Raw genomic sequence first — 20580 nt, forward strand, 5'->3', positions numbered from 1 at the left:
TTAAATGGATTTAAGACATTGTTTATTGGTATCGGCGGTTTGCATTGTTTTGGCAAGCTGCAGCAACGATGATAAAAAACCGGCTGCAAATACTGCCGCTGCTGCTAAAGCTGCCGTTATGCCGCCTTTTCGTTTTCATAAAGCAATAGAAGTATCTCCGGGGCAAACTTATGATGTAGTAAGCTGGGGCAGGGGATCAACCGCTGTAGGGTCATTCGCCATATTACACTCTGATTCTGCCGGGATGAAGTATACCACTACCACCGGCGACCTGGACGGCACCATCACCGACGCGTACAACGCCGATATGGATACGGACGGTAATCCCGAGATACTGATCCAGTCGAAGGGAAAAGACACGGTAAACTATGCAAAAGTGTATGCTTTTGAGTTTAATAATAGTGGAGTTAATAAGCTTGATTTCCCCAGGCTAACCAACTCGCAAAAGAAGGGTTATCGGGGCGATGATAACTTTTATATAAAGGAGGGAAAGCTTATCCGGGAGTTTCCTATATATGATAGTAACGATAAGACTGCCAAACCAACAGGTGCAAAACGCCAGTTAGAGTATAGTTTGCGTAGTAATGATTTTACTGTTAAGCAGTTAAGTAAAGATTCAACCACTGTAAGCAGCGGTAAATCCGGTGTGAACGAGGAACCTAAAAAGACAGAAAAACAAAAAAAGAAAAAGCGTAATCGCAGAGGGTAGATCATTCTGTTCCGCTGTTCCGTTCCGTTAAAAGCGGAACAAAACGGAACAACAGCGGAACAGAGCACCAAATTCTTCTAAAAATCTCTAATTATCTCTAATTACCATTGCTATATTTCTTCTGCATTGCTTATGGCGCATGTTTCCACATCATTATTAAAATAAAACCAGCCCTGGCCGGTTTTTTTGATTTTAGATATCCTGGTACATTAAGTTGAGGTAAAAAATAATTTTCATGCAAATACGCAAAGTGTCTTTCGCGTCTTTGCGTGATGCAGCTTGCCTGGTTAACAATTGATCTGTATTGTTAAAACCCACCCTGAAAATCTCCACATAAATTTGCAAATTTGCAGTATATCCAATCGGCATAAATATTAATGCACTTTTTATATCCAACTTTCCTGTTTGCATTATTAACACTGGCCATACCCGTACTGGTGCACCTGTTTAATTTTAGGCGGTATAAAAAAGTGCTGTTCAGTAATGTGCAGTTTTTGAAAGAAGTACAGGAGCAACAGGCAAGCCGTAGAAATTTAAAAGAAAGATTGATCCTTGCGGCACGTATGCTGGCACTGTTATTTTTGGTGTTTGCTTTTGCAAGGCCTTATATATCATCCCAAAAGGATGATGCGAATACCGGCAAACAGCAGGTGGTAAGCATTTTTGTAGATAATTCTTACTCTATGCAAACCCTTAACCGCGAGGGCAGCCTCCTTGATGAGGCAAAGCAAAAGGCCAAACAAATAGCTTCGGCCTATTCCATAAATGATCGTTTCCAGTTACTAACACAAGATTTTGAAGGCAAGCATCAGCGATTATTAAACCGCGATGAGTTTAATGATGCGGTAGACGCGGTAAAAATTAGTCCGCAAAGCAGGAGTATCAGTCAAATAACGGCAAGGCAGCAAAGCTTGCTTAATATGCAGCCCGGAGCAGTTAAAAGCAGTTATATCATATCAGATTTTCAGAAAAACATCACTGGTAAATTAGCCGGCAAGGTAAACGATAACATTCCGGTTAACCTGGTACAGCTCAAAGCAAGTACGTTGCCCAATGTGGCTGTTGATTCGGTTGAATTGCTAAATGCTACCCACCGGCCGGGTGAAAGTGAAAAGCTGATAGTAAGGCTTCGTAATTATGCAGATAAACCGGCAGAGCAAATACCATTAAAGCTAATCATAAATGGTGTGCAAAAAGCCATTGGCAGTTTTACGGTGAACGCACGTTCGGCTCAAACAGATACGCTTACCTTTTCGGGTTTGCAGGCAGGCTGGCAGCGCGGCGAGATACAACTGCAGGATAACCCGGTAACGTTTGATAATAAATTTTACTTCGCCTTTAATATTAACAAGCAATTGCCCATTCTTTTAATTGATGGCGGCATACCCAATAAATACCTCAACGCCGTTTTTGCCACAGATCCGTTTTTTATTGCCAAACGTGTACAGGATGGCAATGTAGATTATGCCGGCTTAAATACATATCCGCTTATAATTGTAAGCGATATTAAAGTTATTTCGGCAGGGTTGGCACAACAGTTAAAAAGCTATGTAAGCAAAGGTGGCACACTAATGGTATTCCCTTCGGCAGAGGCGGATATAAGTAGTTACCGGGCCTTATTGCAGCCCATGGGGGCAGCCTATCCTGAAAAGATAGTGACCGAAGCTACCAGGGTATCGTCAATTAACCTGCAGAGCCCGGTGTTTAAAAACACTTTCGAGGCGTTTCCTCAAAACCCTGATCTGCCCCAGGTAAAAAAATATTATAGTTTAAGTCCATCAGCCAGGTCTGGTAATTATTTGATGCGGTTACAAACCGGGCAGCCGGTATGGGAAGGGTATAACAGCGGGAAAGGCACTGTATATTTATCTGCTTTACCGTTAGATGAAACTTTTAGTAACCTGCCTGTACATGCTCTTTTTGTACCGGTAATGTTTAGGATAGCTATACTGAGCGGGCACTATCAGCCTTTGTTTTATACATTAGGTAATAACCAGGCAATTGAAACCGCAACGCTGCAATCCACAGAAAATCAATTATTAAAAATGGTTAAAGGTTCGCAAACCATTATTCCTGATGTACAGCAACAGGAGGGAAGTACACTTCTTTACCTGCCAGATCAATTGAAGGAGACCGGTATTTACGATCTGAAAAAACAGGATAGTACAGCAGCAATACTGGCTTTTAATGATAACAGGAGCGAATCTGACCTGAGTTATTTGAACAATAGCGAACTTGGAAATTTATTTGCCCAACAAACAACCTTGCTACAGGGAAACAAGCTAAATACAAATAGTATTAACGGCGCGGCAAATTCAGGGCTGCAATTATGGAAACTTTGTATAATTTTGGCACTGTTATTTCTGGCTGCCGAAACATTGCTGATACGGTTTTACAAAACCGATAAAAGCAAGGCCACGCAACCCGTTTAACAATATAAACCCACCTTAAACAGCGATAATGAATTTGCTTATCAAATCCGCTACTGTTATTGATCCTGCATCGCCTTTTAATAAACAGGTAACTGATATCTTAATTAAAGATGGCGTAATTACTGAAATTGGTGCATCGCTAACCGCCGATGCCGAAACCATTGATGCAAAAGGCAAATACCTGGCCCCCGGTTTTTTTGATTTGAACTGTAACATAGGCGAACTTGGTTTAGAAACCAAGGAAGACCTGCAAACCGGTACGGCAGCAGCAGCAGCAGGCGGCTTTACAGGCATTGCGCTTACTCCTAATACCCATCCGCCGGTACATTCAAAAGCCGAAGTAGAATATTTGCTTAATCGCGCCAGCAACAACCTGGTTGATATTTATCCGCTGGGAACGATATCCAATAAGCGCGAAGGTAAGGATATGGCCGAAATGTATGATATGTATAAAAGCGGTGCAAAGGCATTTACTGACGGTAACCGCCCGGTACAGGATGCAGGCTTAATGGAGCGCGCTATGCTTTATGTACAGGGTTTTGGCGCTAAAGTAATATCCTATCCGGAAGATACTTCTATTGCAGGTAAAGCCAAAGTACACGAAGGAGTGGTAAGCACTATGCTGGGCATGAAAGGCATCCCCTCACTGGCCGAAGAATTAATGATTGCCCGCGACCTTTACCTTGCAGAAGATACCGGTTCTGAAATACACTTTACCACTATATCAACAGAACGTTCTGTTGAACTGATAAGGGAGGCAAAACGGAAAGGGTTAAAAGTAACCTGCGATGTTGCCGTGCATAATTTGATACTTACTGATCAGGCCCTGATGGGCTTTGATAGCCTGTATAAGGTTAAACCCCCGCTGCGTACGCAGCGCGATGCTGATGCGCTGATAAACGGTTTAAAAGATGGCACTATTGATGCTATTGTATCGCAACACACCCCGCATGAGATAGAATTTAAAGATGTGGAATTTGAAGTGGCCGAATATGGTATAATTGGCCTGCAAACGGCATTTTCATTAGCTATAAAAGCCGGTTTACCGCTTGAACTGATAGTAGAGAAGCTGTCTGTAAATCCGCGTAAAATATTAAACATTGAGGTGCCTGTAATTGCCAAAGGGCAACAGGCTAATTTTGTACTGTTAGATACCGAAGCCGAATGGGAATATACCCGCGGTGTAAACCGGTCTAAAAGTTATAATTCTCCTTTTATGGGACAGAACTTAAAAGGTAAAGTTTTATTCACCTGTAATAACGATCAACTATCTAAATTTTAAGAAACTATGACTGACCAAAAAGTAACATCAGCTATTGCAAGTTCATTACAAGCATATTCAAAATATGGGAGCTTTAACGCGGCAGTGCTTACCGCGCAATTTGAAGAGGTGTTTTCATCTGATGACGATTTTTTAACCAAGGTAGATTCGCTTGATGAATTGTTTGATAATAACCCTCAGGTTGAGGAATTGCGCGAAGTGTTTTTTGATTTGCTGATGATTAATTTTTTTAGCGAAGATGTAAAAAAGCTTGAAGACGATTACCTGGAAACCCCTGAGTGGGAAGGTATTGAGGAACAAACCCTTGACCGTGGTACCGAATTATTAAACCTGTTATTGTACCTTAACGAGTGCGAGGATGAAGATATTGATCCTGAACTGGAAGATTACCTGAAAGAATTTTTATTGGTTGATGAAGATGAGTTCCAGGATGAGTACCGCATATATGAGCCGGTTATTGCCAACCAGATATTGATTGAGAGCCCCGCGGCTGAGATAAAAAAGGTAGCAGCAACCGTTGCTGATGATTCAGAACTTAAGGAATTGTTTTACCCAATGATGTGTTTTTTCCAAAATCCCGAACTAGCTGAACAAGATAAAGAAGTAATTGCAGCCAACGCTGTAAATAAATCATTTGATATGGCAGTTTTAGAAATATTAGTTAGCTTTAAATAATTAATTTTAAACCTTAACTAATTAAAATAAAATGGAAAATCTTGCGATTAACCCTACAAAAATTGCCACTAAGTGGGCTTTGTTTTATGTAGTAGTCTCTATTGTACTTACTTACACTTTTCAACTCCTCAATATTGATCCAAACTCTGCCGTAAAATATGTAGGTTACATACCTTTTATAGCATTTTGCGTACTGGCTCAAAAGGAATTCAAAGATGCATCTGGTGGCTTTATGACTTTTGGAAAAGGGTTTTCTGTTGGGTTTAGATATTCCCTTTTTTCGGGCATAATATTGGCCGTATTTGTTTTTATATATCTTAAATTTTTAAGTCCGGATGTTTTGGTAAAATCTATGGAGGAGCAGCAAACTGTGATGGCCGATAAAGGAATGTCACAAGAGCAAATTGATAAAGCTTTGGAAATGGGAACCAAATACGGAGCCATTTTTGGTGCAGTTGCTACAGCTATTGGTTCGTTAATATTTGGAGCAATAGTAGCTTTAATAGGTGCTGCCATACTTAAAAAAGAGCGCACAGCCTATGATATAGTGGATTCGGCAGAAGACCCGGCTGTATAATCAGATCTTATCTTAACACAATAAAAACAGGCCGCCCAATTTTGAGCGGCCTGTTTTGTTAAAATGCTTTTTGCCTTAATCCCATTTATCCAACCCTAAAAGCTTTCTGCCTAAAGAAGATAGTTCGGCAACCGGGTTTTTCTTTTCGCGCTCCAAAGGGTCACCAGGGAAAGCATAACCTTGCATAGCCTCACGATTCTTCCAGCTGTTTACGCGCCATTGTCTTAATTCTTCATTGTCGTCCTGAGCAGGCATCATGCTTACATATTGTGCTATACGTACCTTATTGCCGCTGTTATTTGGCCGTATGCCATGTGGCTGCGAGCTATTAAATATCAGCAGGTCACCGGCTTCCATTTTTACTTTTACAATATTAAAGCCCGTTGTATTTGGTTTAAAATGATCACGGTCTGCAGGTTGGGTTAGTTTCCAGGTGTCATAAGTCTTAAACAGATCTGGGATGCATTGAAAACCGCCCATGGTTTCATCAGTTTGGTCGGCCAATGCCAAAACACCCTGTACGTTCTGTGGCTTGGTTTCCGGGTCGTAATCCCAATGGATAAAACCTTTGTATTCAAAACCCGGCCGTAAGGGGAAATTCAGGTTTGCCCTGTCAATATTTGCCCAAAGTTTTTCTGTGCCCCAAATATCAGCAAAGGCGGCATGCACTTTTGGATATTGCCTGTTATCCCACAGGTATTGGTGATTGTATATTTCAACCATGCCGGTATTATTAAGTTCGGCCATTTGCATTTGGGCATTGGGTTTTTTATACCAGGTATCCATATCGTTTTGGTCTTTGCCCTCGTATTCCCAAAGGTAATCGGCCAGTTTTTTTACCTGTTCTTTTGGTACGGCATTTTTAATGATCACGTAACCATTGGTTATCCAAAAATTCCAGTCGGCTTCGCTTAACACACGCAGCGGTTCGCCGTTGCTGCGGTCGTTCAGGCGGATAGCGCTTGATGTTGCTACTGATGGGTTGCCCGGTATTTCGTTATGGGCCTCGTTTGCTTTCATGTTAACAGCCGTTGTCATTGTGGCGGTAGTTTCGGGTTCCATTTTCATACTATTATTGGTTTTAATAGTTCAAAGGTAGGGTGGTATTTAGGCCTGTTTATACTTTGTAATGACCAGTATTTGCTCTGTATTGATTTATTGGATATATTTAAATAGATTTTTAGTGCAATGCAGGATGAATGAGATACAACTGGAACGGGTGGAGTTTGAACCGGGCAAATCTTTTAAGCTATTTTCGCCACGGTTACGTAATACCTTTTTATGGCATTATCATCCGGAAGTGGAGCTGGTTTATGTTGAGGCTGATGCCGGTATCCGCCATGTGGGCTCGCATATATCGGGTTATACCCAAAGCGACCTGGTATTTATTGGCGGTAACCTGCCTCATTTGAATTTTGATTACCGCTTACGCAGCGATTATCATCAGATAGTGATACAGCTCCGTACCGATTTTATGGGCGCGGCCATCAGCACATCACCGGAATTTGCGGCAATTAACCGCCTGTTTAAAAAAGCCGGGTTGGGCATTGCTTTTAATGGCGAAACAAAAGCAATAGTTGCTGAAAAGCTAAAAACTTTGTCTGGCATGAACTCATTTGAACAATTGATAGCACTGATGGATATTTTTCAGATACTGGCGGCATCGAATGAAATGGTTATTTTAAATAACGATGAGACCAGTAAGGAGTTTATTCTGAAAGACAAGATAAGAATGGGGGCCATCTATGAATACATTGATGCTAATTATCATCAAAAGCCGGATGTTAATGTTGTAGCCGGTAAAGTTCATTTAACAACGGCTGCGTTTTGCAGATATTTTAAGCGCCAAACCAACATAACCTTTACCGATTTTGTGAATCAATACCGCATTGAGCGCGCCAAGAACCTGCTAATGCAAGGCAAAAACATTACTGAAACCTGTTACGCCATCGGCTTTGAAAGCCTCTCGTATTTTAACAAGCTGTTCAACAAAATAGTGGGACAGAACCCCTCTGATTTTAAACGGAATTGGTTAAACGATAAAAAGTAAACGCCCATTCCTTTTCAATCACCGGAGGATAAAGTTTTCACTCGGGTTATAAGAGGTGAAAGTGATTGATCGTCAAATAAAATATCAGCAGTAAAACATTAACAGGTTGTTACCGTTAACATGCCAATTATATTGTTTAAACAGCTCAATAATTAGTTGTTTATTACACATTATATATAAAGTATATATTTGCAACTTGTTGTGATACTATCTTAAAAATGCCTGATCAAATACCACTAAATACCTTTAACTTATTAACGCCGGATAATATAAATATAGCTGTTATAGGCTTAGGTTATGTTGGTTTACCGCTTGCCGTTGAATTCTCAAAAAAATATTCGGTAGTTGGTTTTGATAAAAAACAGGCTCGGATTGATGAGTTAAACGCCGGCAACGACCGTACGCTGGAGATTGATAGCAATGAATTAAAGAAAGTTAAGCGTGCTTCGGGCAGCAATAATGGATTGCTTTTTACATCGGATGTAGGTGATATAAAAAATTGCAATATCTATATCATATCGGTACCAACACCTACCGACAAGCATAACCGCCCCGACATGCATATGCTTAAAAATGCCTGTGAACTAATAGGATCGGTCATTTCTAAAGGCGATATTTTCATATTGGAATCAACCGTATACCCGGGTGTGACAGAAGAAATTTGTGTGCCGATCATTGAAAAGATATCAGGTCTTAAACTAAACGAAGGTTTTTATGCAGGTTATTCTCCGGAACGGATAAACCCGGGAGATAAGGTGCATACGTTAACCAATATTTTAAAAGTAACATCGGGTTCAACACCTGAGGCGGCCAATTTTATAAATAACCTGTACGGCACTATTATTACAGCCGGCACGCATAAGGCGCCAACTATAAAAGTAGCCGAGGCCTGTAAGGTTATTGAGAACTCCCAGCGCGATATTAATATTGCATTTGTTAATGAGCTTTCAAAAATTTTTAACCTGATGCAAATTGATACCCAGGCAGTTTTAAAAGCGGCAGGTACTAAATGGAACTTTTTAAATTTTAAACCCGGTTTAGTAGGAGGGCACTGTACGGGCGTTGATCCGTACTATCTGGCACAGCGGGCGCAAGAAGTAGGATATCACCCGGAAATTATTTTAGCAGGCCGAAGACTTAATGATGGCATGGGTACTTATGTTGCCATGGAAGTTATAAGGCTTATGATTAAGAAGGATATTGTTGTAAAAAATGCCAATGTTTTAGTATTGGGCTTTACTTTTAAGGAGAACTGCCCGGATGTACGTAACACACGGGTAATTGATATTATTAAAGTTTTAAATGATTTTGAAATTATTTGTGACATTTATGATCCATGGGCAAACCCTAAAGAGGTAGCTGATGAGTACCAAATAAATACCATCAATATGTTTGAAAATGTAAGGGCTAATTATGATGCAATTATATTAGCTGTTGCCCATGATGAGTTTTTGAAAATAGACATCAGCAGTCTAAAAAAGGCACATTCATCAGTAATTTACGATATAAAAGCGGTGCTGGATGAGGGTATAATAGATGGGCGTTTATAAGTACATTAATGTTTAAACCTGCAAAAGTCAGAAGGTTATAATACCTGGTGTGGTTTTATTTTATTTTTAACTGATTTTTTAATTGTTTCTCAATATTTTTAAAAAAAATAATGGCTTAAGATGCAAGTTTTTACTTTAAAGGTCATAAATCTGCGTTTTGAAACAAGGGATACACTCACGGTTTCATTCAAGCAACCAGCTTTAAAGAAAATTAAATATCTGGCTGGGCAGTACCTGACCCTTATTTTTCGTATCAACGGCCGAAGATATATCCGGCCATACTCGTTTTCATCAGCCCCTGGTGTTGATGCCAATCTTGAGGTTACCATTAAAAGAGTACCGGGAGGAGTTGTTTCAAACCATATTATAGATCAATTAAAGGTTGATGATCTGGTTGAAGTTATGGAACCTATGGGAGATTTTGTTTTAACTGAAAACAATCTTTTACCTAAAACACATATTGTATTATGGGGAGCAGGTAGTGGTATAACTCCGCTCATGTCAATTGCAAAATACGCATTACATAAAAATTTGGCAAATCATGTTACACTTGTGTTTGGCAACCGTAATGAAGAAGACGTAATTTTTAGCAGTAAAATTGTAGAACTAAAAGAACAATATAAAAACCAATTTTCGGCCATACATTTTTTAACACAAGCTGTAATAGCAAGTAACAATCCTTACGTTGTTCAAGGTCGTATAAACCCGGATAATGTTTTGTCTGTGATGCAGAGCGAGGGTGATATTTATGACACGATACATTATATTTGTGGCCCTGCAGGCTTAAAAGAATCTGTGAAAGCAACATTATCAGAATTGAATATTGCGCCTGAAAAAATATATTCAGAAGATTTTGAAATATTGCGTGATCCTGCAGAATTTGAAAATATAGTTACAAGGATAGTAACGATTAAAAAGGATGGTTTACGTTTACCCGTTGAGGTAGTTAAAGGTAAAAGTATTCTTGAGGCTGGTTTAGATGCCATGATTGATATGTCGTACTCTTGCCAAACCGGGAATTGCCTGGTTTGTAAAGGACGTTTAATAAATGGGCAGGTGAAAATGATAGGTATTGAAAAATTACCTGAAGGTTTGCAGCAACAGGAATGCTTGTTATGCAGCAGTTTCCCGCTTACAGATAATGTTGAAATAGAAGTTGATTAGATTAGAATATGAAAGTTGTACTATTAGCGGGCGGATTAGGTACCAGACTATCTGAAGAAACTACACTGAAACCAAAACCAATGGTTGAAATTGGTGGTATGCCCATATTATGGCATATAATGAAAATTTATTCAACATACGGTTATAATGACTTTATTGTTTGCCTGGGCTATAAGGGGTATGTTATAAAGGAATACTTTGCCAACTATTTTCTGCATAAATCTGATATAACAATTGATTTAAAAGACAACTCCATAAAGGTGCATGATTCACAGGCCGAACCATGGACAATTACCCTTGTAGATACAGGGAATGAGTCCATGACGGGCGGTAGGATAAAAAGAATTAAGCCACACGTAAACAACGAGCCCTTTATGCTAACATACGGTGACGGCGTTAGTGATGTAAACATTGCCGAACTGGTTAAATACCATAAAAGCCATGGTAAGATGTGTACAGTAACTTCGGTACAGCCATCCGGCCGTTTTGGTGCATTAGATTTAAATGAAGATATGTCTGTGAAATCATTTTTAGAGAAACCTAAGGGTGATGGTTCATGGATAAATGGAGGTTATTTTGTATGCCAGCCAGAAATTTTTGATTACATAAAAGACGGTGACAGTACCGTTTGGGAACAAAAACCTATGGAAGAAATAGCCAGTGACGGCCAGATGAAAGCTTACAAGCACGATGGTTTTTGGCGCCCAATGGATACGCTGAAAGACAAGCACGATTTAAATGAAATGTGGGATGTTGATAAAGCTTCCTGGAAAATCTGGTAATCTATGATACAGGATTTAAAAGATGTTTATAAAGGAAAAAAAGTTTTTTTAACCGGGCACACTGGTTTTAAAGGCTCGTGGCTGGTTAAAATATTTAGTTTACTTGGCGCCGAGGTTAAAGGTTATGCCTTAGCACCAGAGAATGAACTGAACCTTTATAGCATTATAAAAGGTGATGAACTTTGTGACTCGGTAATTGCTGACCTGCGCGATAGAGCGAAACTAAATGAAGCTGTAGGCAGCTTTCAGCCCGATTTTATATTTCATTTAGCCGCACAGCCCCTGGTAAGGCTTTCTTATCAGATCCCGTCCGAAACGTTTGAGGTAAACGCTATTGGTACTGCAAATGTGCTTGATGCCATGAGGCTGTTAAACAAGCCTTGTAATGCTGTTTTAATTACTACAGACAAAGTTTACCACAATAACGAATGGATTTACCCATATCGTGAAACAGACCGCCTTGGTGGCTACGATCCATATAGTGCGAGTAAGGCCTGTACAGAACTGGTTATTGACTCGTACCGTAATTCCTTTTTTAATACCAATACTTATAGCACTCATCAAAAAGCAATAGCCGTAGGGCGTGCAGGCAATGTAATAGGTGGTGGCGATTGGTCTAAAGACAGGTTGATACCCGATATTGTAAAGGCTTTGGCAGCTAATGAAGATATAGAGGTAAGAAATCCAAATTCAATAAGGCCATGGCAGCACGTACTGGAGCCCTTATTTGGTTATTTATTATTAGGAGCAAAGTTAGCCGGTGATCCAATACATTATTCACAAGCCTATAATTTTGGCCCCGATGCAAATGACACTTTACCGGTAAAAAAAATGGTTGAACTGGCTATTGCAAAATGGGGTAGTGGCCAGTATTTTACCAATATAAAGGATACCCAGCTGCATGAAGCCGGTTTATTGAAACTGGATATAAGTAAGGCTATTGATGAATTAAAATGGAAACCTTTATTTAACGCTGAAAAAGCAGTTGAATACACAATTAAATGGTACAAGATCTTTTATTCCAATAAAGATATGGCCAGTGAATACACCAAAGAACAGATACTTGCATTTTTAAATAATTTTAATGACAACCAATAAAATTGTTTTAGAAGATCTGGAGGCAATACGTAATTCAACTATTGATTGGCAGCGCTTTGCTGGTAAAACGGTATTAATTACAGGGGCCAATGGTTTTTTGCCGGCATATATGGTAGAAACCTTACTTTATATTAATGCAAAAATAGGTATTGATGTTAAAGTGATTGGGTTGGTGCGGAGCATAGAAAGAGCTAAAAAGCGGTTTATTGAGTATGCCGGAGATAAAAATCTTACATTTATTGAGCAGGATGTAAGTAAGCCTGTTAAAATTGATGAAAATCAAACAATAGATTTTATAGTACACGCTGCAAGCCAGGCAAGCCCTAAGTACTATGGCACTGACCCGGTTGGTACCTTAAGCGCTAACGTGCTTGGTACGCTAAACCTAATGACCCTTGCGCGCGAAAAAAATATAGAATCGTTCTTGTACTTTAGTTCGGGAGAAGTTTATGGGCAAATTGATAACGAACATAACCCTGTTAAGGAAGACTATTATGGATACCTTGATCCTATGCAGGTACGTTCCTGCTATGGTGAGAGTAAAAGGATGGGAGAGAACATTTGCGTAAGTTATTATAAGCAGTACAACATAAGCGCTAAAGTTGTACGCCCCTTCCATACCTATGGGCCTGGCATGCAATTGGATGATGGCCGGGTATACGCCGATTTTGTTGCAGATATTTTGAATGAACGCAACATTGAAATGAAAAGTGACGGATCTGCAAAACGGTCATTTTGTTATTTAAAAGATGCTACTATTGGTTTTTTTATAGTTTTATTGAACGGTACCCCGGGCGAAGCTTATAATGTAGGCAACCCTAATGAAGAACATAGTATTTTAGAACTTGCAGAAGCCATAATTAAATTAGGCAATGCTAGTTTAAAGGTTATAAAAGTTGATATTACTGCTGATAACCAGTATTTGAAAAGCCCTTTATTACGTAATACCCCTAATATTGATAAACTGCTGGTTTTAGGATGGAGCCCGCAAACCGATATTATGACCGGGTTTGAAAGGACCATTAAAAGTTACCTTGTATAAATAAGATTTAATACTACCAATGAAAATAAGTGATGCTATAGCCGACTTTTTAGAAGAAAAAGAGATAAGGCATGTTTTTGGAATTATTGGCGCAGGCAATGCACATATATTCGATTCGATATACAGTAAAGGTTATACTGAAATAGTTTGTGTGCATCATGAACAGGCTGCCTGTATGGCTATGCAAACTTATTATCGTATTACCGGTAAAGTTACTGCAGTGCTTTTAACAACAGGTGCAGGTTCTACAAATGGTGTAACCGGTGTAGTTAGCGCCTGGGCCGATTCAATACCCGGCCTGATCATTTCAGGAAATGAGAACTCTAAATTTATCGATCTGCATAAAGATTTGCGTATGTGGGGTGTTCAGGGATATGACAGTTCGCTAATGGTTGATAAAGTGACCAAATATGCAGGCCGCGTTTTAGATCCTAAAGATATTACCAGGGAATTAAACAAAGCTTACGATATTACTACAGAAGGCCGCCCGGGCCCGGTTTGGCTGGATATTCCTATGAATATCCAATCGTCGGTAATTGATGAAACTGCTATTTTGCCCTATGAAAAACCAGAAGCTATTAATAATACTAATGACACTTTAAGCAATCAGGTTGGTGAAATTGTAGCTGATCTTAAAAAAGCTAAGCGCCCGCTGTTATGGCTTGGCCATGGTATTAGGCTGGCCAATGCAGTTGATTTGTTAGAACCTCTGTTAGATCAGTTAAAAATACCTGCACTGGTAACCTGGGCTGGTATAGATATGGTAGATTCATACCACCCGCTTGTATATGGCAGGGCGGGCACGTATGGGCAAAGGTGCGCTAATTTTGTACTGCAAAATTGTGATTACTTATTATGCATAGGCACACGCATGGCTATACCACAAATTGGTTATGAAATAAACGAGCTTGCACGCGATGCACAAATTGCAGTGGTAGATATTGATGAACACGAACTGTTAAAATACAAAGCAAGGTACAAGCATAGTGTAGCCGCCGATGCAAATTTGTTTTTAACCGAATTGTTGGAACAAACAACAAATTTTAAAACAGATATAAGTCAATGGGTAACTATATGCGATAAATACAGAACAGAATATCCATGGGTAAATTCATCTGACCATCCGGATAAAGAAGGTTTTATTAATTCATATCCATTTATGGATAAATTAAATGCCCATTTAAAGGATGATCAAATTATAGTTACTGATATGGGTACTGCTTTACTGAGTGGCCATCAGGCATTAAAATTAAAAAAAGGCCAGCGCTTAATGACATCTACAGGTTTAGGTGAAATGGGATATGGCCTGCCGGCTGCTTTAGGTGCATCATTTGCTACAAATAAAGGTGAAGTAATTTGTCTCAATTGCGATGGTGGTATGATGATGAACCTGCAGGAACTACAAACTATGGCACATCATCAGTTACCAATTAAGCTGTTTATATTTAATAACGATGGTTATTTAATGATAAAGCATACGCAGAAAGCATTGTTTAAGGGCAGGGCTGCCGGTACAGACCAAAAATCGGGAGTAAGCTGCCCGGATTTTACTGCTTTGGCAGAGGCGTTTAAATTTAAAAGTTTCCAGATAAGAACCTGGGAAGATTTTGATGCATATATCCCTCAGATACAGGCCCATAATGGCCCTGTAATATGCGAAGTATTTATGCATCCGCAGCAAACATTTGTGCCAAAATTATCTTTAGCAATTCAAAAAGATGGAACATTAATATCTCCGCCACTTGAAGACCTTTCACCATTTATCTCAAGAAAAGAACTTAAAGCAAATATGCTGAGTGGTTTACACTCAAAATCACTTGAAATTGAGGTGCAATAATTATTCGAAATGAGTAAATTAAAAGTAGCCATATTAGGCAGTGGAAACATCGGGACAGACCTGCTGATTAAAATTCAACGTTCTGAACATCTTGATTGTGTACTTTTTATAGGCAGGAATCTTTCTTCTCCAGGTATGGCAAAAGCTATCAGCCTGGGCGTAAAGGTATCCGACCAAAGTATAAATGCTATTTTAAAAGATCCTGATTGTTGCGATTTAATATTTGACGCTACATCGGCTAAAGATGCACAGCACCATTGGAACATACTTGAAAAGCTGGGAAAAATAGTAGTAGACATGACCCCTGCAAAAATAGGCCGCCTTTGTATCCCGGCTGTAAACCTGAACGATGCCATCGCGCTGCGAAATGTAAATATGGTAACATGCGGCGGGCAGGCATCTATACCCATCGCTTACCTTATTGGCCAAACACACCCCGAAGTGGAATATATAGAGGTGGTATCCAGCATTGCATCGCGCAGTGCCGGGCCGGCTACACGGTTAAATTTGGATGAGTACATTGAAACTACAGAAGAAGGCATACGCATGTTCTCTGGCGCTAAGAAGGCCAAGGCTATTTTAAATTTGAACCCGGCTAACCCCTGCATTGACATGCAGACTACTATTTTTGCAAAAGTATCCAATCCAAATATCGAGGCATTGACACTTGCTGTTGAAAACATGATAAAAAGCATTAATACATACGTACCAGGTTACCAGTTGCTGGTAGCACCAATATATGAAAATGGCCGTATAGTAGTAATGGTAAAAGCACAGGGGCTAGGCGATTATCTGCCTAAATATGCAGGCAACCTGGATATTATCAATTGCGCGGCTATTGCTGTGGCAGAGGAGTATGCAAAAAAACAACAGGAAGGTAACTTAATAAACTAATAATGAAATTGACTGAGTTGAAAGAGCTATTTTCAAACGGAGAGATTAGCAAAATGGATTATATTGATAATATGCATAGCCTGCATTTATTACTGTTTGACTATACAGAATTCTTAAAAAAATCTGACATTTCTAAAATAACTATTCAGGACGATTTATTAATAATGACCTCCCGTGAAACTGATTATCATAAAGGTGGGTTGAGTTTTTATTGTGACTTATTGGATAAAAGGAATACGCCTATAGAGGTTCTGAATTTTGGCACCTATGAACCGGAAGAATCGGCTATGCTATACCGCATTATTGAAGAAAATTACACCGTATTTGATATAGGCGGCAATTTAGGCTGGTATACTAATCATATCGCTCCTTTATTAACAGAAGGAGAAATATATGCTTTTGAGCCCATACCAGAAACTTTTGAAAAGCTCGTTAAAAATGTTCAGCTAAATGGCTTTGATAACATTACATTAGAAAACTTCGCTTTTTCAGATAAGCAGGATAAAATTAAGTTTTTCTATTCTCCGGCTATGCCCGGTGCATCTTCGTCACAGAATATAACAGGTGGCAATAATATGCAAGAATTGGAATGTATTACAAATACGGTTGATAATTATGTCGCAGATAATAAAATCAGCAAATTAGATTTTATTAAATGTGATGTTGAGGGAGCAGAGTTTATGGTGTTTAAAGGCGCTAAAAATACTATTCAAAAATACCATCCTATTGTTTTTTCAGAAATGCTGCGAAAATGGTCGGCTAAATTTAACTATCATCCCAACGATATAATTAACTTTTTCCGTGAGTTAGGTTATGAATGTTATACTGCCAATCAAAAAGGTTTGGTTGCTTTTGATATTGTGGATGAAAACACAATAGAAACAAATTTTTTCTTTTTACATACTGATATTCATAAAGAAAAAATTAAACAATTGTTAGCATAATACTGAAAATATCAAATGATAATCAGTTAATGAACCGTGCATTAAATGAAACATATACTTATAAGTGACCCTACATTAAGAGATGGTAACCACGCCGTTTCGCATCAGTTATCAGCTAAACAAATAGCTGTATACTGCGAAGCTGCGAACAAAGCGGGGGTACCAATTGTTGAAGTTGGGCATGGCAATGGTTTGGGGGCATCTTCATTACAGGTAGGCGAAAGCCTGGAAACTGATGAGGTATTGCTAACTACCGCACGCAAATATCTTACTGAAAGCAAGTTAGGTATACATGTAATACCCGGTTTTGCTACCATTCAGCGCGATTTAAAAAAAGCAATTGAATGGGGGGTTGATGTTATACGTGTAGCATCGCACTGTACAGAAGCAGATATTACGCAGAGGCATATTGGTTACTCGCGCGAAAAGGGTAAAGAAACCTATGGGGTATTGATGATGACCCACATGGCGTCGCCTGAACTTTTAGTAGAAGAGGCTCATAAAATGGAGCTTTACGGCGCCGAAGGGATCATTATAATGGATTCTGCAGGTGCATATTTACCACTGGATGTTACAGAACGCATAACCGCTTTGGTTGATGGACTGGCTATTCCGGTTGGTTTTCATGGTCACAATAATTTGGGCATGGGCATAGCTAATAGCATTGCTGCTATTCAGGCTGGCGCTACTATGTTGGATGGTACCGCACGGGGCTTTGGCGCAGGTGCTGGTAACGCTCAGTTAGAAGTATTGATAGCCGTTTTAAACAAAATGGGTTATACAACGGGAGTAGACCTGTATAAAATCCTGGATGCGGCAGATATTGCCGAGAAAGAAATTATGCCGTTGGTACCGGTAATTAAATCGGAAAGTGTAGTGAGTGGATTAGCAGGCGTGTTCTCGGGCTTTTCAAAACATGTTAACCGGATATCTAAAGAATATAATGTTGACCAGCGCGATGTTTACTTTGAACTGGGTAAGCGTAAGGTAATAGCAGGGCAGGAAGATCTGATAATAGAGGTTGTTTTAGATATTGTTAAACGCCAGAATTAAAATGAAGAAAGAAGCTATAAACGATATAAAGGCCGATTGCAGGCAATCTTTAGCCGGATACACCAGTTCGCTGGAATGCCTGCGCGATCAAAGCATTTTAGTTACAGGTGGCACCGGCTTTATTGGTAAATGGATAACTGAAGTGGTTTCTGTATTAAACGATGAAGAAGGCTTTAATATAAAGCTCTATCTTTTGGCCCGCGATATGGAAGATTACCGCGCAGAGGTGCCGCATTTGGCCGCTTTAAAGTACGTTACATTAATAGAACAGGATATTAGAAATGTAAGTGTATTACCGGAGGATGTACGCTGGATAATCCATGCTGCAGGTTCGCCTGATAACCGCACCCATGTAAGCAATCCGCTTAAAACCATCGAAACTTTTTACAGGGGTACACAAGCCTTGTTAGATGCCTGCCTGCGTTTACAGGGGCTAAACAAATTTGTGCATTTAAGTTCAAATACAGTATATGGCCATCCTTTAAAATCGTCAGAATTTGGTATTAAAGAAAACGAGATAGGGGTGTCTGACTGTAATACTGTAAATGCAACATACAGCGAAGCCAAACGTATGGCCGAGACGATATGTGCGGTATACCGCAATCAGCAAAAGCTACCAATAGTTATAACTCGTCCGTTCTCATTCATTGGCCCTTACCAGGATCTTGAAAAACCGTGGGCTATTAATAATTTCATCAGAGACAGTATTTTAAACGGCCCTATCAGAATATTAGGTAACGAGAATACTGTACGCAGCTATATGTATGGCAGTGATATTGCCTGTTGGTTACTAATGGCGCTTGCCAAAGGTAAAACCGCGGCCACATATAACATAGGCGGAGATCAGCCTATATCATTGAAAGACCTTACCGGTAAAATCACCTCCAATTTTTCTAATAAAATTGATGTGCTTTTTAAATATTCCAAAGCTTATCCGGCGCAATCATCTATATCCATACCAGATACTTCGGCTATAAAAAACGACCTTGGCGTTAAGCAACAAATCAGCTTTGAATCGGCGCTAAAAAGAACAATTGACTGGTATAAAAAATAAGGCAGGAACTAAACCTGTGTTACATAAACTAAAATATTACAATGCAACCTTTTAAAAATATCGACTCAAATATTAAAGATCAGTTATCTGCTATCATTAAAAAGAACACCACTAAGGAAATCATTGCGGGTAAAAATTATATACCGGTAACCGGTAAAATAGTGGATGAAGAAGATATTTTATATGGAGTTGATGCCGCATTAGATGGCTGGTTGACCGCTGGCCGTTTTGCTAATTCTTTTGAATACGATTTTGCCAAATACTTTGGAGCACCCAAAGCATTACTGGTGAACTCTGGCTCATCTGCCAATTTGGTAGCCTTTTACGCACTTACTTCTACAAAATTGGGCGACCGTGCAGTAAAACCGGGTGATGAGGTGATTACGGTTGCCGCGGGTTTCCCAACTACTGTAAACCCAATGATCCAGTTTGGTGCTATCCCGGTGTTTGTTGACGTTGATATTGCAACACATAACGTAAAAGCCGAAGATATTGAGGCGGCTGTATCACCCAAAACAAAAGCAATAATGATTGCGCACTCCCTGGGCAACCCATTTAACCTGGATGAGGTGATGCGTGTAGCAAAAAAATATAACCTTTGGGTAGTTGAGGATGACTGTGATTCGTTAGGTGCAACTTACAGAGGGCAGAAAACCGGTACGTTTGGTGACATATCTACTTTCTCTTTCTATCCGGCCCATCACATTACTATGGGCGAGGGCGGTGCCGTTTTAATAAATAATCCTGAGCTGGCCAAAGTTGCCGAAAGTTTTAGGGATTGGGGCCGCGATTGTTATTGCGAACCCGGAAAGGATAATACCTGCGGATGCCGTTTTTCTCAACAATTAGGATCATTGCCTTATGGGTACGATCATAAATATACTTACTCGCATATTGGGTTTAACTTAAAAGTTACTGATATGCAGGCGGCATTTGGTGTATCACAATTAAAGAAAATTGATTATTTCGTACAGCGTAGAAGGGAAAATTTCAAGGCCCTTTATGAACGTATGAAAGAATTGGAAGAGATATTTATCCTACCTGAGCCAACTTTGCATAGCGATCCATCATGGTTTGGCTTTCTTTTAACCTTACGGGAAGGAGATGCCGCTGACAGGCATATGTTAGTGCAACATTTAGAAGAAAAGATGATTGGTACCCGCTTATTGTTTGGGGGTAACTTATTACGTCAGCCTGCTTATGCCAACATAAATCATCGTACAATTGGTAACCTTGAAAATACTGATATTATTATGAATCAGTCTTTTTGGCTGGGGGTTTGGCCAGGGTTAAATGAGAGCCACTACGATTATATGTTGGACGTTATTAAGGCTTATATTAATAATTAAGTGAGTATTAGAAGGTGAAGATTATTGAAAACTTGTTGCCCATGATGATTTTAAAAAATAAACATCAGCAGTCTAAAAAAGGCACATT

18 protein-coding genes are annotated in these 20580 nt (G+C 39.5%); 17 read left to right on the forward strand and 1 reads right to left on the reverse strand.

All coding sequences use genetic code 11. The features are described 5' to 3' along the window. Positions 1-4 precede the first annotated feature (4 nt). The 5 genes from WC743_RS19945 (at position 5) to WC743_RS19965 (ending at position 5675) form a co-directional block, all read left to right on the forward strand. Complete coding sequence (locus WC743_RS19945; RefSeq protein WP_373014860.1) at positions 5-709, forward strand: PliI family lysozyme inhibitor of I-type lysozyme; 705 nt, start codon at positions 5-7, stop codon at positions 707-709. A 377-nt stretch (positions 710-1086) separates the two neighbouring features. After that, on the forward strand, positions 1087-3141 hold the full coding sequence (locus WC743_RS19950; protein WP_373014862.1) for a BatA domain-containing protein: 2055 nt from the start codon (positions 1087-1089) through the stop codon (positions 3139-3141). A 28-nt stretch (positions 3142-3169) separates the two neighbouring features. Continuing rightward, complete coding sequence (locus tag WC743_RS19955; RefSeq protein ID WP_373014864.1) at positions 3170-4423, forward strand: dihydroorotase family protein; 1254 nt, start codon at positions 3170-3172, stop codon at positions 4421-4423. Between the two features lie 6 nt (positions 4424-4429). Further along, positions 4430-5098: a hypothetical protein gene (locus WC743_RS19960; protein ID WP_373014865.1), complete on the forward strand. Its 669-nt coding sequence runs from the start codon at positions 4430-4432 to the stop codon at positions 5096-5098. A gap of 31 nt (positions 5099-5129) precedes the next feature. After that, on the forward strand, positions 5130-5675 hold the full coding sequence (locus WC743_RS19965) for a DUF4199 domain-containing protein (protein ID WP_373014867.1): 546 nt from the start codon (positions 5130-5132) through the stop codon (positions 5673-5675). A gap of 75 nt (positions 5676-5750) precedes the next feature. Here WC743_RS19965 and WC743_RS19970 read toward each other — a convergent pair whose 3' ends face one another. Further along, positions 5751-6743 carry a phytanoyl-CoA dioxygenase family protein gene (locus WC743_RS19970; RefSeq protein ID WP_373014869.1) on the reverse strand — a complete coding sequence of 331 codons (993 nt, stop codon included), beginning with the start codon at positions 6741-6743 and terminating at the stop codon, positions 5751-5753. A gap of 127 nt (positions 6744-6870) precedes the next feature. Here WC743_RS19970 and WC743_RS19975 point away from each other — a divergent pair, with 127 nt between their 5' ends. The 12 genes from WC743_RS19975 to rfbH all read left to right on the forward strand — a co-directional run bounded on the left by WC743_RS19975 (position 6871) and on the right by rfbH (position 20492). Further along, the gene (locus WC743_RS19975) at positions 6871-7725 is read left to right on the forward strand and encodes an AraC family transcriptional regulator (protein ID WP_373014870.1); all 855 of its coding nucleotides are present in this window, start codon (positions 6871-6873) and stop codon (positions 7723-7725) included. 218 nt (positions 7726-7943) lie between these two features. Next, on the forward strand, positions 7944-9275 hold the full coding sequence (locus tag WC743_RS19980; RefSeq protein WP_373014872.1) for a nucleotide sugar dehydrogenase: 1332 nt from the start codon (positions 7944-7946) through the stop codon (positions 9273-9275). A 120-nt stretch (positions 9276-9395) separates the two neighbouring features. Beyond that, positions 9396-10439, forward strand: a complete 1044-nt coding sequence (locus WC743_RS19985) for an FAD-binding oxidoreductase (protein ID WP_373014874.1) — start codon at positions 9396-9398, stop codon at positions 10437-10439. An 8-nt stretch (positions 10440-10447) separates the two neighbouring features. Next, positions 10448-11221: a glucose-1-phosphate cytidylyltransferase gene (gene rfbF, locus WC743_RS19990; RefSeq protein WP_373014876.1), complete on the forward strand. Its 774-nt coding sequence runs from the start codon at positions 10448-10450 to the stop codon at positions 11219-11221. Between the two features lie 3 nt (positions 11222-11224). Then, positions 11225-12319: a CDP-glucose 4,6-dehydratase gene (rfbG, locus tag WC743_RS19995; protein WP_373014878.1), complete on the forward strand. Its 1095-nt coding sequence runs from the start codon at positions 11225-11227 to the stop codon at positions 12317-12319. Then, positions 12306-13361, forward strand: coding sequence for an NAD-dependent epimerase/dehydratase family protein (locus tag WC743_RS20000; protein ID WP_373014880.1), 1056 nt, complete (start codon positions 12306-12308; stop codon positions 13359-13361). Before rfbG ends, WC743_RS20000 begins: the two co-directional genes overlap by 14 nt. Before the next feature lie 19 nt (positions 13362-13380). After that, positions 13381-15198: a thiamine pyrophosphate-binding protein gene (locus WC743_RS20005; RefSeq protein WP_373014882.1), complete on the forward strand. Its 1818-nt coding sequence runs from the start codon at positions 13381-13383 to the stop codon at positions 15196-15198. A gap of 9 nt (positions 15199-15207) precedes the next feature. Then, entirely contained in the window at positions 15208-16092 is an 885-nt protein-coding gene (locus WC743_RS20010) for an acetaldehyde dehydrogenase (acetylating) (RefSeq protein WP_373014884.1), read from the forward strand. Positions 16093-16094: 2 nt separating this feature from the next. Beyond that, a complete protein-coding gene (locus tag WC743_RS20015) occupies positions 16095-17036 on the forward strand; it encodes an FkbM family methyltransferase (RefSeq protein ID WP_373014886.1) in 942 nt (313 codons plus the stop codon). A gap of 45 nt (positions 17037-17081) precedes the next feature. Continuing rightward, positions 17082-18089: a 4-hydroxy-2-oxovalerate aldolase gene (dmpG, locus tag WC743_RS20020; protein ID WP_373014888.1), complete on the forward strand. Its 1008-nt coding sequence runs from the start codon at positions 17082-17084 to the stop codon at positions 18087-18089. Position 18090: 1 nt separating this feature from the next. After that, complete coding sequence (locus tag WC743_RS20025; protein ID WP_373014890.1) at positions 18091-19143, forward strand: NAD-dependent epimerase/dehydratase family protein; 1053 nt, start codon at positions 18091-18093, stop codon at positions 19141-19143. 41 nt (positions 19144-19184) lie between these two features. Further along, the gene (gene rfbH / locus WC743_RS20030; RefSeq protein ID WP_373014892.1) at positions 19185-20492 is read left to right on the forward strand and encodes a lipopolysaccharide biosynthesis protein RfbH; all 1308 of its coding nucleotides are present in this window, start codon (positions 19185-19187) and stop codon (positions 20490-20492) included. The last annotated feature ends 88 nt before the right edge of the window (positions 20493-20580 follow it).

Origin of the sequence: Mucilaginibacter sp., from assembly GCF_041660805.1 — a bacterium.
In the GTDB taxonomy this organism is placed as follows: Bacteria; Bacteroidota; Bacteroidia; order Sphingobacteriales; family Sphingobacteriaceae; genus Mucilaginibacter.